Origin of the sequence: Dyella sp. BiH032 (genome assembly GCF_031954525.1) — a bacterium.
Lineage (GTDB): Bacteria > Pseudomonadota > Gammaproteobacteria > Xanthomonadales > Rhodanobacteraceae > Dyella_D.
Genome location: NZ_CP134867.1, coordinates 1,811,368 through 1,824,674 on the forward strand (window position 1 = coordinate 1,811,368; position 13,307 = coordinate 1,824,674).

Below are 13,307 nucleotides of genomic sequence, written 5' to 3' on the forward strand. Positions count from 1 at the left end.
GGTGCCGGCGGCGGGCATGCGGGGAGGGGACCGATGCATTACCGCAAGCTTTGCGCCGCGTTCGTGCGGAGCATGGTGCTGCTCGCCGCGGTTGCCGTCGCGGATGCGAAAAACGTTTCGCCGGCGGTGGATGACGACGGCGCCAATGCGCCGTACAAGGTTTACGACGCCATGCCCGCCATCACCATGGGGCCGCTGCTGCTGGACATGGCCGAAGACTCGGTGGCGATCGAATGGATGACCGACGCGCCGAGCGACGCGAAAGTCAGCTATGGCGAAGGGACGCTGGATCATGAAGCCGTGCCGCAGGTCGATGGCCTGCGGCCGGTGGGCACGATGCATCGGGTGGTGCTGCGCGGCCTGCAGCCGGGCCGCACCTATCAGTACCGCATCGCCTCGCGCCGGGTAGTGGCGCTGAAGCCCTACTGGCCGGACCGCGGCGGGACGGTCGTGAGCCCGACGTATGCCTTCACTACGTTCGATGCCGCGAAAAGCTCGGTGCGCTTCGCGACGATGACCGACACGCACGAGAACGTCGAACGCGTACGCGCCTTGACGGCGCTGGCGCTGCGTCGGCCGGTGGATTTCGTCGTACATACTGGCGACGCCGTGCACTACGCCACCGGCGAGGATCAGCTGAAGGACAAGTTTCTCGAACCCATCGCGACCGGTCTTCAGGGATGCACGCCGCTGCTTTATGCGCGTGGCAATCACGAATACCGCGGCGGGTTCGCCCGCTCGCTGGGCGGCTATCTGCACGCGCAGGAAGGCCGCTACTACTACACGCGCGACGCTGGCCCGGTGCACCTCGTGGTGGTCGATACGGGCGAGGACAAGCCCGATGCGACCAACGTCTACGCGGGCCTCAACGATCTGCGGTCTTACCGCGCCGAGGAATATGCGTGGCTCGCCCGGGTGCTTGCCGAGGAGTCCAGGACGCGTACCGCGCCGTTCACCGTGGTCCTCGGCCACGATCCGGGGTGGGGATGGCTCGATGGCGCCAACGGCGAGTGGACCCGGCGCGCGAACGAAGCGAAGGTGGACCTGTTCATCGCCGGCCATCTGCACCGGCTGGAACGGGTGAACCCGGGCGAGCGCGGTAACGACTTCACCATCCTGGCGCTGGGCCAGGACCAGATCGCGCGGGTGGAGGCGGACGAGCGGGAATTGAAAGTCACCGTACTGGATCGGGAAGGCCGCACGGTCGATGCTTTCGCCCTGAGGCGCAAGAACAAGTAGCCTCGCGGAGATCGCGACGGCGGAGGACAGACGATGCGTTTCCCCGGCATGAAGACCCACCCTCGTAGGCAACTGCGTCGATGGCTGCTCGGCGGTCTGCTGGCATGCGTTTCCTTCGGTGCCTTTGCCGCCGACGCCTTCGACGTCGCCCCCGCGCGCGCCGCCTTGCAGCGATGGCTGCCCAGGCATGAGCGCCAGATCGTGCTGGTGGCGCTGGATGCGAGGCAGGGAGATCGCTACGTCATCCGCGGCCAGGCCGGCCGCGTCGAAGTGGCGGGAACCACGCCCGCCGTGCTGCTGGCCGGCGTGGAGGCGTATCTCGAACAGGTACCGCAGGTCAGCATCGGCTGGCCGGGCGACAGCCTGGCTCGGCTGCCGGCTACGCTTCCCGCACCCGCGGCGCCGATCGGGAGCCGCGCGATCGTGCCGGACCGCTTCGCGCTGAACGATGTCGACGATGGCTACTCCGACGCCTATCTCGACTGGCCCGGCTGGCAGCGCAAGATCGATCTGCTGGCGCTGCGCGGCATCAACGAGGTGTTCGTGCCGGTGGGTGCCGAGGAGGTTTATCGGCGCACCTTCCGCGAGTTCGGCTATAGCGACGACGCCTTGCGCGCATGGATTCCCGCGCCCGCACACCAGCCATGGTGGCTGCTGCAGAACATGTCGGGGTTCGGCGGGCCGGTGTCCGCGCAGTTGTTCGATCAGCGCGCCGAGCTTGGCCGCCGCATCGCGGCGCGCCTGCGCGAGCTTGGCATGCAGCCGGTCTTTCCCGGCTACTTCGGCACGGTGCCGCCCGGTTTCGCCGCAAAGCAGCCGGGCGCCGCGTTGGTGCCGCAAGGCGAATGGGTGGGGTTCCAGCGGCCGGACTGGCTGGACCCGCGCGATCCCCATTTCGCCAGGGTCGCCGCGGCGTTCTATCGCCACCAGCGCGAGCTGTTCGGCGACGCCGCGCTCTACAAGATGGATCTGTTGCACGAAGGCGGCCGCGCGGGTGACGTGCCGGTGGGCGATGCCGCGAAGAGCGTCTTCGCGGCGCTGGACCGGGCCCATCCCAGTGCTCGCTGGGTGCTGCTCGGTTGGCAGCGCAACCCGTCGCATGCGGTCGTGGATGCGGTGCCGCACGAACGTTTGTTGATCGTCGACGGACTGTCCGATCGTTACGACGGCATGGACCGCGAGCGCGACTGGAGTGGCGCGCCGTACGCGTTCGGCACCATTCCCAACTTCGGTGGCCACACCACGCTCGGCGCGAATGCCGGCGTGTGGCTGGCGCGTTTCGCGCAGTGGCGCGGCAAGGATGGCAGCCGGCTGCGCGGCATCGCCTACATGCCGGAAGGCAGCGGCACGGATCCGGCGGCTTATGCGCTGTTCACGGCGCTGGCGTGGACGCCGGTGCCGACCGATGCGCCTGGCTGGTTCGCGCATTACGCCGACAGCCGCTACGGTGGCGTCGACGCGCATGCGCGCGCGGCATGGCGCATCCTCGCGGCGACCGCGTATGCAATGCCTTCGGGGGAGTGGTCGGAGCCGCAGGACAGTCTGTTCGGCGCGCGTCCCAGCCTCGATGTGCGCAGCGCCGCGACCTGGTCGCCGACGTCGGCACGCTACGACATGGCGCGCTTCGATGGCGCCGTGTGCGAGCTTTTGCAGGTCGCTCCCGCGCTGCGCGCGACCTCCGCCTATCGGCACGATCTGGTCGACGTGACGCGCCAGGCGATCAGCAACCGCGCGCGCCAGCTTCTGCCGCGCATCAAGGCTGCGTACGACGCGAAGGATGCGCAGGCGTTGCGTGCGTTGACCACCGAGTGGCTGGACGACATGGCCCAGCTCGACCGCCTGCTGGCAACCGATCCGGACTTCCTGCTCGGCCGCTGGCTGATGCGCGCCAAGGCCGCGGCGCGCGACGACGCGGAAGCGGCGCAGCTGGAATACGACCAGCGCTCGCTCCTGGCCAGCTGGGGCGATCGTTCCGGCGCGGATCGGGGCGGGCTGCACGACTATGCCAATCGTGAGTTGGCGGGGCTGGTCGGTGGCCTTTACGCCGAGCGTTGGCGGCGGTTCTTCGCAGCGCTGCAGGACGGCTTGGCCGGCAAGGCCATGCCGCCGATCGATTGGTTTGCGATCGAGCAGCAGTGGTCCCGCTCAAGGGATAGCTTCGCTACCGAGGCCGTCGGCGATACCTGGCAGATCGCCGGAGAGGTGGCGCGCCTTTCGCGTCTTTGTCCGGCGCGCGATCCGGATCGCCGGCAGGCCGACGTCGGTGGGCGCGTCACTGCCGCTTGGAACGGAAGTAGCTGGTGATATCCATGGCTACATCGCGTGGCGCCAGGTTGGATGGCTGGGGCGTGGTGGTGGTTGTCGTCGTGGACGGTACCGTCGGGTTCGATGGCGTGACCGGGACGATCGGCTGGAAAGCATGGGTCGGTACCTGCGGCGTGGGCACCGAAGACGAACTCAGCGGCGGTAGCGAGTGAAAGACAGGAAGCGGCTGCGTACCCGGCGAAGCGGTGGCGGGCAACGTCGGGAAGGCTAAAGAAGGCGTTGTGGGTACCGACACGGGCGGCAGATAGCCACCACCGCTGATCGACGCGCCAGGCGAGCTTTGTTCTTCCCGCAGTGGCGAGTGAGGGCGACCGGGTATGAGCTTGCGCTTCTTGTCTTTGAGGTCGCTCATGCCTTGCTGGGTGAGCTTCAATACGGTGGCCTGTTCGTTAGGCGATAGTGCGTCGAAGTACTCGTCGAGCTTGCGCTTGCCGTTGTTCCTCCGTTGCTCGTACTGCGTGCTGACGCCGGAGTCCTTGAGCTTGTCGGCGTTCTGCGCCGTGTTCGCGATCTGGCCGGGCGCGATGCTCATGAGGGTGATGCTGCCGGCGAGCACGCCCGCGACGCCCGGCGTCACGCCGGGTTCCTGCAGCGTGCGCACCACCTGGTGGCGCAGGAAGTCGTGCGCTTGCGCCTGTCCGGTGGTCTTCACGCCCGATCCGGTATGGCCGGCGCTCTTGCCGCCCGGCACGCTGAGGATGGTCTGCGCGGTATCCGTGCGTGCGCCGTCGCTGGCTTCCGCTACCGGCTTGACGTTCGTCTCCAGAATGCTGGCGCCGGAGTAGCCGGTCAGTGCGGTGTTGGTGTTCCAGGACGGCAGCTCCGCCTTGCCGCCTTTCTTGACCTTGCGCCGCGACAGCATCCGCATGGTGTCGGTCGTGCCGAACGATTCGTGGTAGCCGCTGCTATGCCCGGATTGGGTAGGGTTGGAGGGAAACCGGAATTCGCCCTCGTCGATCGGCTTGGCTTGCACCACCTTGTCCGTGCCCAGAGGCCGAAAGCCGCCCGAGCTGGACTGCGATGCGGTCAAGGTCTTGTCCGACGAGGCGCTGTATTTGGGCATCGGTGACAGTGTGGGCGGCGGGGGAGGCGACGAGAGCATGGGCGACAGCAGGCTCGGGGATGTCGTTGTGGTGGTCGTCGTCGTGTGGGTTCCGCCCGTTCCGCCGCCCTGAAGTGGCGGCATGGGCGAGAGCGGAGGCACCGTGGGCGAGTTGAGCGGCATCGGCGACAGCAGGGGCTGCGGGGGGACAAGGGTCGCAGGGGATACGCTGCTCGGCGGGAACGGGGTGTGCAACAGCGCAAGAGGGGGCAGCGCGAAGGATGTCGGCTGGGTCGTCGTGGACACGGGCGGCGTCAGCGTGGGCCGGGGCGGCGGGGTGACGCCAGGCGAGCCGCCGGTGTTGGACGCGGCGGATGCGCGCGACGACGAGCGCGTGACGCGCCGCGACGTTTGCTGCATCTGGGTCAGCTGTTTCGAGCTGCCCTTCTTCCGCCCTCCGCCTCCGGAGCCTCCCGGCTGGCCGGACGATCCGCCCCCCGTTCCGTTCATCGCCCTGACTCCCCGATCAAGGAGGTCGCAGGTTACCCGCGCCTACACTGGCTTGCGAGTGCCCGCCACGGTGGCAGCCGACTGCGATGGGCAGGTAGGGGCTAACATCGGCGATGGCCGGCCAGGGAGCGGCGCGCGCCGGTCAACCCGCGGTATTCGCCGGGCCCGGTCGCCAGGGAAAGCGCAGGCGACCTTGCCACTTCAATCTGCTGAGGAGACCCATGCAGCGAAGAGAATTCCTGCGCCTGAGCGCGCTCGTACCGCTGGGCGCGCTGAGCTCGCGCCTGGAGGCCGTGACCCTGCCGGCGCCGGGTGCGGAGCCCGTGCCGGATGGGCGTCCGCACCGGTTCGCGTTCGGCAAGCGGGCCTTCCTGCTCGACGGACGCGAGTTCCAGATCCGCAGCGGCGAGATGCATCCCATCCGGATACCGGCCGAGTACTGGACGCAGCGTATTCGCATGGCGAAGGCAATGGGCCTGAACACGGTAGCCATCTACCTGATGTGGAACGCGCTGGAGAAGGAACCGGGCGAGTTCGATTTCCACGGCGGCAACCGCGACTTCGTGCGTTTCATCCAGCTGTGCCGGCAGGAGGGCATGTGGGTGTACCTGCGGCCCGGTCCGTACGTCTGTGCGGAATGGGATTTCGGCGGGCTGCCGCCGTACCTGTTGCGCGAACCGGATATCCGCGTGCGCGACAAGGACGATCCGCGCTACATGAAGGCGGTCGCCCGCTACATGGATGCCATCGCGCCGCGCATCGCGCCGCTGATGGCCGCGAAGGGCGGACCGATCCTGATGGTGCAGGTGGAGAACGAGTACGCCTCGTTCGGCGGCGACCTGGCCTACCTGGAAAAAATCCAGGCGATGTGGCGCGAGCGCGGCATCGAGGGACCGTTCTCGATCTCCGATGGCCTGGGCACGATCCAGAAGCAGAAGACCTACCTGCCCGGCGCCGCGCTGGGCCTGGACGGCGATACCGATTTCGCCGCGGCGCAGGCCATCGCCGGCGAGATGCCGGTGTGGGTGGGCGAGGGCTATCCCGGCTGGCTCACGCACTGGGGCGACAAGACCTTCCAGCGTGGCGATTATGCGGCGACGCTGAAGAAGCTGATGCGCGAGCGGCGCTCGTTCAATCTGTACGTGGTGCACGGCGGCACCAACTTCGGCTTCGGTGCGGGTGCCAACGCCGATGCGGACTACGGCAATTTCGAGCCGGCCATCACCAGCTACGACTACGGTGCGCCGATTGACGAGCGCGGTGAGGCAACCGCGGACTACCGGCAGTTCCGCCAGATCATCGGCGATTACTTGTCGCGGGCATTGCCCGAGGTGCCGGCGGCGCCGCCGGCGATGCGCGTGGCGAAGTTCGAGCTCAAGCCGCATGCCTCGCTGTGGGACAACCTGACGCCGGACCCGAAGACACTCGAGGACGGGCCCAAGGCGAACGAGCTGCTGCTCGGGCAGGACCACGGGCTGGTGCTGTACCGCACGATGTCGAAGCGCGGCGGTGTCTTATCCATCGAGGGTGTGCGCGACTATGCCACGGTGTTCGGCGCCGGCCGCTATCTGGGTTATCTGTCGCGCGTGCAGAAGCCGGGCGTGAGCGACGCGAAGCAGATCGCCGTGCCGGAACCGCAGGCGCAGGATGGCGACGCGATCGAGATCCTGGTCGACAGCTTCGGCCACGTGGGCTACGGCCAGGCGATGGCGGACCGCAAGGGCATCGTGGGCGAGATCCGCCTGGACGGCGAGCCGCAGCGCTACTGGTCGGTGCATGGCTTTCCGCTCGATGAAACCTTTCTTGCCAGCCTGCGTCCGCTGTCCCGTGCGCCGGAGCGGCCGGCGGTGTTCTTCAAGGGAAGCGTGACGCTGGACAAGACAGCCGACACGTATCTGGACATGAGCGGCTGGGACAAGGGCTATGTCTGGGTGAACGGCCATCTGCTCGGACGCTATTGGCGCATCGGCCCGCAGCAGCGGCTGTTCTGCCCGGCCTCGTGGCTGAGGGCGGGCGAGAACGAAGTGCTGGTGTTCGATCTGCATCGAACCGAAGGCGGTGCCATCGAAGGACACGAGCGCTTGCACGGGTGACCTGCGGACCCGTGCCCGTGTCGCGCTTCAAGGGAACAGTTGGTAGGAGAATGTCAGGTCGTAGCGGGTGTGCCGCGCCAGGTTGTCCTGCGTGCGGTCGCCCACCGGCTGTGCCGCCGATATGTCCACTGTGTAGTGCTTGCCGTCGGTCAAGCGCAGTCCGAGCGCCGCGGTCTGCAAGGTGTCGGTGAGCGGCCGCGCGCCGTTGAGGTATACGCGGGCCATCTGGCCCATCGCATACGGTGTGAGCAGCTTGAGCCATTTGGCATCCACCTTGAACGGCCGGTTGAGTTCGAGCGACGCGCCCCATCCGCTGTCGCCCGAGACCGCGCCCGGGTCGTAGCCGAGGCCGAAGCGCGGGCCGCCGAAACTGATCTGCTCATTGGACGGCAAGTGATAGTGGCTGTACTGGCCGAGCACGTTGGCGACGGTCACCAGGTGCGCCGGCCAGCTGTCGCTCTGCATGGCGTTGAGGCTGTAGCGGGTAAAGCGCAGGTCGATGGGATTGACCGCGAGCGCGCCGGGGACATTGGTGGTGGCGCGGTTGCTGGCGCCCATGGCATCCAGGCCCTGCGCCACGCCGAAGCCGAGCTTGCGCGTGCGTTTCTCGGTCACCTGGGTGAAGTCCAGTTCCGCATGCAGCACGCGCGTATCGGTCTTCAGCGCGAGTTGCGCGCCATTGGTCCGGACGAGGTAATGGTCGCTCTGGTGCGAACCGTAGACGCCCCCGCCGAGCACCAGGCTGCGGCGGCTGCTCAGCAGCAGCGGATAGCTCAGGCTCAGGTCGAGCCGGTCCTGGGTGAGGCGCTGGCGCAGGTAGGACGGCAGCTGGCGGCTGATATCCGGGTCGCCATAGAAATGCGACGCGCCGATGCGTCCCATCAGGCCGCCCGAGCCGAGCATCTGCGCATAACCGGCGCTGTAGAAGTGCTGCTCCGTGCGGCCGGCCGGATACAGCGCGGAGGCGGTGAGCTGCTCGGCCAGCGGCGTCATGCCGTTGAGCGTGCCGGTGAGCAGGCCCTGCACGCCCGGGTGGTTCACGTCGATGCCCGCGCTCGCGTCGTAGCGCTGGCGCGTGACGTCCAGCTTCAGGCGCGTGGCGCCGTCGGTGGTGGTGGGCGCGGGAATGTCCGCCTTGATCTTGGCGCCGGGCAGCATGCCGAGCGTCTGGATGTAGCGCTCGAAGGTACTGCGGCGCAGCGGTCGGTCCGCGGTGATGTGGCTGGCGATCGCGCGGATCTTCCGCTCCATGTTGCCGGGTGAGCCGGCGACGTTTACTTCGGCGACGTAGCCTTCGACGACGCTCACCTGGACGACACCGTCCTTGAAATCTTGCGCGGGTACGAAGCAGAACGACAGCGCGTAATCATGATCCTGGTAAAGCTTGGTGCAGGCATCTGCGGCGGCGACGAGGTCGGCGATGCGCACGGTCTTGCCGGTGAGCGGCTTGAACAGCGCGGCTACCTGGTCGAACGGCACGGAGTGGACGCCGCCGATGTCGATGCGAGTCGGCGTGAGCGTGAGAGCCATCAGCGCCGCCAACTGATCGTTGCGCTGTTTCTCCACGTTGAAAGTGACGCTGGGCGGCGCCGCGGGCGTCTCCACGCGGGGCAGGGTCTGCAAGGGATTGGCGACCGGGGCGCGGCTTTGTGCCCAACCCGTGGTCGATGTCACGGCGGCGGTGGCGAACACCAACCATTTCCTCATGGATGACGCTCCTTTCTTTGTCGCTTGTCGCGTGCTGGCACACCCGGGCGGCGGACGCGCTCAGCCGTCCCGTCGTCTCGGGGGACATGCCATGCAGGGCTCATGCGAAGAGGCGGCCCTGCGGCCGCCTCTTCGTCACACGGCTTACTTCTTGGTCAGCAATCCGCCCAGCAGGCCTCCGCTGCCGGTCGAGCTGCCACCGGACGTGGTGCCCGTGCCGGAGGTGGCGCCGCCCACGGTGGTGGTCAGTGACCCGACCACGCCGCCGACCAGGCCGCCGAGGCCGCCGGTGGTCGTGCTGCTGGTGCCGATTGGCGTGGTGGTGACCGTCGCCACCGTGTTCACCACGTTGCTCAGCGCCTGCGTGACCGGCTGCAGCGGGCCGTTGACCGTGTTGGTCACCGCGCCGCCGACGCCGGTGACCGCGCCGCCTACATTGCCCACCGCCGAGGCCAGGGTGCCCGTCACGGGGCTGAGACCGGAGAGCTGTCCGGTGCCGAGGCTGGCGACCACGCCGCTTACGCCGCCGGTCGTCGCGCCGACACCCGAGAGCACGCCGCCGGTACTGGCCAGTGTCACGCCCACGGGATTGCTGATGCTGCCCGCCTTGCCGAGGCCGCCGGTGATGCCGGCGCCGAGCGTGCTGACCGTGCCGCCGACGCTGCTGACGGTATTGCCCAGCGCCACCGTGGTGGGACTGCTCAGGCCGCCGGGCAGCGACGAACTGCTCAGTTGGGCGCCGATGCCGCTGATGCCGCCGCCGAGACCGGAGGTGGCGCCGCCGGTTGCCTGCGACACGGCCGCGACCAGGTTGGTCGGATTGCCGCTCGCGCTGCCGTTCTGGCCGAGCAGGGCGAGTGGGGTGACCGTGTTGCTGAGCGTCTGCGTCAGCTGCTTGGGCAGGCCGGTGCCGAGCTGGGTGTAGAGGTTGCCGCCCAGGTCGCTCACGCCGTCGCCCACTTTCGAGACGGTGGTGCCGACCAGCGAGGTGATGGGCGTGATCGGCGATCCCTGAAAAGCGCCGACGGCGACCACGGTGTCGCCCAGGCTGGAAACCGCCTGGCCCAGGTCGCCCGTCGCGGTGCCGACACTCTTGACGGTGGTGTTGAGCGGATCGCTCGTGTTGCCGATCTGGCCCAGGCCGCTGCTCAGACCGGTACCGAGGTCGGCTACGGCCTCGCCGGTGTTGGTGACCACTCCGGACAGGCCCTGGGTCACGGGCGTGTTGCCGAGGATGGTGGTGTTCGGGATCTGGTTGCCGATGTCGGTAACCGTGTTGCCGATGCTGGTGACGATGCCACCGGTGCCAGTCGCGACAGCCCCGACGACACCGGTAGGCGCGGGCGTGCCGCCACCACCGCTACCGCCACCGCCGTTGTCCCCGCCACCGCCGCCACCGTTGTCTCCGCCACCGCCACCGCCGGTGCCACCACCGCCAGTGCCACCGCCGCCAGTGCCGCCACCATCGCCGCCAGTGCCGCCGCCGTTATTGCCGCCGCCGGAACCACCGCCGCCGTTATCGCCGCCACCGCTACCGCCACCGCCGTTGTCGCCGCCGCCGGCGCCGCCGGGATTCACGATGCCGCCGCCGCCGCCGGATTTATAGGAACTGTGCCCCGAGCAGGCTGAGAGCGAAATGCCCGCGGCGAGCATGCAGGTGGCCAGAAGGGTCTGTTTCAGGACGGTGCTCACATGTCTGATACTCATCGCTATTTCCTCCAAGAAACGCATCCGAGCGACTGGTAATGGGCCGCCGGCGAGACACGCGCGTTGCCCGGCTCCTTCCTGGAGTCAGGCAGGTTTTAGGTGACACGTGTGTCGTTACCGATCAGCCACTCCCCTGTCCCAGTGGCATGTGCGCGTCGTTCCCCATGCCCACCCTGAGCACCTAAACGCGCATTGCTGGGCGAGGCCGATACTCAGTGATGAAATGTGAAGAATGCGTGTTAATTCGGGATTATTTTTGATATTCACATGATTTATTTCTCGGCTTTGAAAAGGCATTGGTGAAGAGGGTGAAATTGGCATTTTCTCTGCTTGGAGTTTCTTCACGCATCAAGGCCTGCATCGTTTCATCTGTAATCATTTCGCCGTTTATGCCGTTCGGTATAAATCGATAAGCCGGCTCGGTCCGGTACGACCAAGGTCTAGTGCAATCCGGCGCCGCCCATGGGCGAGTCTTTCCACCCATGAGGTGGCGATGGGTGCGGACATGGACTACGAAACGTTCTACCGGCGTTCGATCGACGAGCCGGAAGCGTTCTGGGCCGAGCAGGCGCGGCTGATCGATTGGGAAACCCCGCCGGCGCGCATCCTCGACTGCGACCGTCCGCCGTTCCGCCGCTGGTTCGTCGGCGGCACCACCAATCTCTGCCACAACGCGGTGGACCGGCATCTGGCCGCGCGCGGCGATCAGCTCGCACTGGTGGCGGTTTCCACCGAGACGGGCATCACGCGCGAGCTGAGCTATCGGCAGCTTTACCGCGAAGTGAACGTGTTCGCCGCTGTGCTTGTGTCCCTCGGCGTGGAACGCGGCGACCGCGTGGTGATCTACCTGCCCAACATCGCCGAAGCAGTGTTCGCGATGTTGGCCTGCGCGCGGCTGGGCGCGATCCACTCGGTGGTATTCGGCGGATTCGCCGCGCACAACCTCGCATTGCGCATCGACGATGCCAAACCGAAGTTGCTCATTGCTGCGGATGCGGGCATGCGTGGCGGCAAGGTGATTCCGTACAAGCCGTTGGTCGACGCGGCGCTGGAGCAGTCGACGGCGCCGCCGCCGCACGTGCTGATCGTCGACCGGGGCCTGGACCCGCAGATGACGCGCGTGGCGGGCCGGGACGTCGACTATGCGCAATTGCGCAATAACCACGAGGGCGCCGAGGTGCCCGTGGCGTGGATGGAGTCGAATGAGCCCAGTTATCTGCTCTATACCTCCGGCACTACCGGCAAGCCGAAAGGTATCCAGCGCGACGTCGGAGGCTATGCGGTGGCAATGGCGATGTCCATCCGCTGCATCTTCGATATCGCGCCGGGACAGGTGATGTTCTCCACCTCCGACGTGGGCTGGGCGGTGGGGCATTCGTACAACGTGTACGGGCCGCTGATCGGCGGCGCCACCTCGCTGTTGTACGAAGGCTTGCCGACGCGGCCGGATCCCGGCATCTGGTGGTATCTGTGCGAGCGCTACCAGGTGCACACGATGTTCTCCTCGCCCACGGGCATCCGCGTGTTGAAGAAGCAGGATCCGGAGTGGCTGAAGAAATACGACCTGTCTTCGCTGAAGTGGCTGTTCCTTGCGGGCGAACCGTTGGACGAACCCACGGCGCACTGGATCACCGAAGGCCTCGGCGTGCCGGTGATCGACAACTATTGGCAGACCGAGACCGGTTGGCCGGCGATCACGCTGATGCCCGGCCTGGATCTGAAGAAGGTGAAGTTCGGCTCGCCGGGCCTGCCGGCACCCGGTTACAAGATGAAGGTCATCAACGAGGCCACCGGCCGCGAAGCCGCGGCCGGTGAGAAGGGCGTGCTGGTGTTCGAGCCGCCGCTGCCGCCCGGCTGCCTCAGTACGGTATGGGGCAACGACGAGCGTTACATCAACAGCTACTTCGCGCACTTCAAGGAGCTGCTGTACAGCTCGCTGGACTGGGCCATCCGTGATGAGGACGGCTACACCACGATCCTCGGCCGCACCGACGATGTGATCAACGTGGCCGGGCATCGGCTGGGCACACGCGAGATCGAGGAATCCGTCGCGACGCATCCGGCCGTGGCGGAAGCAGCGGTGATCGGCGTGCACGATGAGTTGAAAGGGCAGGTGCCGGTGGTGTTCGCCACGCTCAAGCAGGACGCTGGTACGCAGGCGGGCCAGGTGGCGAAGGCGATGCAGGATCGGGTCGTCGATCAGCTCGGCGGCATCGCCAAGCCGTCGCGCGTATACGTGGTGAACGCCTTGCCCAAGACGCGCTCGGGCAAGCTACTGCGACGCTCGTTGCAAGCGCTGGCCGAACAGCGGGACCCGGGGGATCTGTCGACGCTGGACGATCCGGGGGCGCTGGAGGAGATACGGCGGGCGTTGGAGAGGGGGCCGGATCAGGGGTGAGGTTGGGGCGTCGGTGGGCTTGTGAGGTTTCGCTCCGTAGGGCCCCTCATCCCGCCTTCTCTCCCACGGGGACTACCTTCGGGCCGCCCGGAGGGGAGAAGGAGAAGTGAATACCGAGGCGAAAATCAAACAAGAGCGAGCGAAGCGACGCTCCGTCACGCTCTTGATCTGCCGGGTTCCCTTCGCGGCGGTGAGGGCTGGACGATCAGGCCGCCGCAGGCGGGCGGGGACAGGACGTCCCCGCCTTTTCGATTCGGGCATGGATGCCCGATCGAAAAGCCCGGCC

At 67.3% G+C, this 13,307-nt stretch carries 7 protein-coding genes; 4 read left to right on the top strand and 3 right to left on the bottom strand.

The features are described 5' to 3' along the window. Positions 1-33: 33 nt before the first annotated feature. Together RKE25_RS08060 and RKE25_RS08065 are read left to right on the top strand one after the other, a co-directional pair. Positions 34-1,239 (top strand): metallophosphoesterase family protein, encoded by a 1,206-nt coding sequence (locus RKE25_RS08060; protein WP_311841723.1) that lies wholly within the window; start codon positions 34-36, stop codon positions 1,237-1,239. 33 nt (positions 1,240-1,272) lie between these two features. After that, entirely contained in the window at positions 1,273-3,543 is a 2,271-nt protein-coding gene (locus RKE25_RS08065; RefSeq protein WP_311841724.1) for an alpha-N-acetylglucosaminidase TIM-barrel domain-containing protein, read from the top strand. Here the strand turns inward: RKE25_RS08065 and RKE25_RS08070 are convergent. Beyond that, positions 3,512-4,594 (bottom strand): hypothetical protein, encoded by a 1,083-nt coding sequence (locus RKE25_RS08070; protein ID WP_311841725.1) that lies wholly within the window; start codon positions 4,592-4,594, stop codon positions 3,512-3,514. The two genes, RKE25_RS08065 and RKE25_RS08070, sit on opposite strands and share 32 nt — an antisense overlap. Before the next feature lie 743 nt (positions 4,595-5,337). Here RKE25_RS08070 and RKE25_RS08075 point away from each other — a divergent pair. Beyond that, the gene (locus RKE25_RS08075) at positions 5,338-7,209 is read left to right on the top strand and encodes a beta-galactosidase (RefSeq protein ID WP_311841726.1); all 1,872 of its coding nucleotides are present in this window, start codon (positions 5,338-5,340) and stop codon (positions 7,207-7,209) included. A gap of 27 nt (positions 7,210-7,236) precedes the next feature. Here the strand turns inward: RKE25_RS08075 and RKE25_RS08080 are convergent, their stop codons facing one another. Then, positions 7,237-8,916 (bottom strand): POTRA domain-containing protein, encoded by a 1,680-nt coding sequence (locus tag RKE25_RS08080; RefSeq protein ID WP_311841727.1) that lies wholly within the window; start codon positions 8,914-8,916, stop codon positions 7,237-7,239. Positions 8,917-9,060: 144 nt separating this feature from the next. Then, positions 9,061-10,623: a collagen-like triple helix repeat-containing protein gene (locus RKE25_RS08085; RefSeq protein ID WP_311841728.1), complete on the bottom strand. Its 1,563-nt coding sequence runs from the start codon at positions 10,621-10,623 to the stop codon at positions 9,061-9,063. Positions 10,624-11,128: 505 nt separating this feature from the next. Between RKE25_RS08085 and prpE the strand changes: the two genes are divergently transcribed. Then, positions 11,129-13,021, top strand: a complete 1,893-nt coding sequence (gene prpE, locus RKE25_RS08090; RefSeq protein WP_311841729.1) for a propionate--CoA ligase — start codon at positions 11,129-11,131, stop codon at positions 13,019-13,021. Positions 13,022-13,307: the final 286 nt, after the last annotated feature.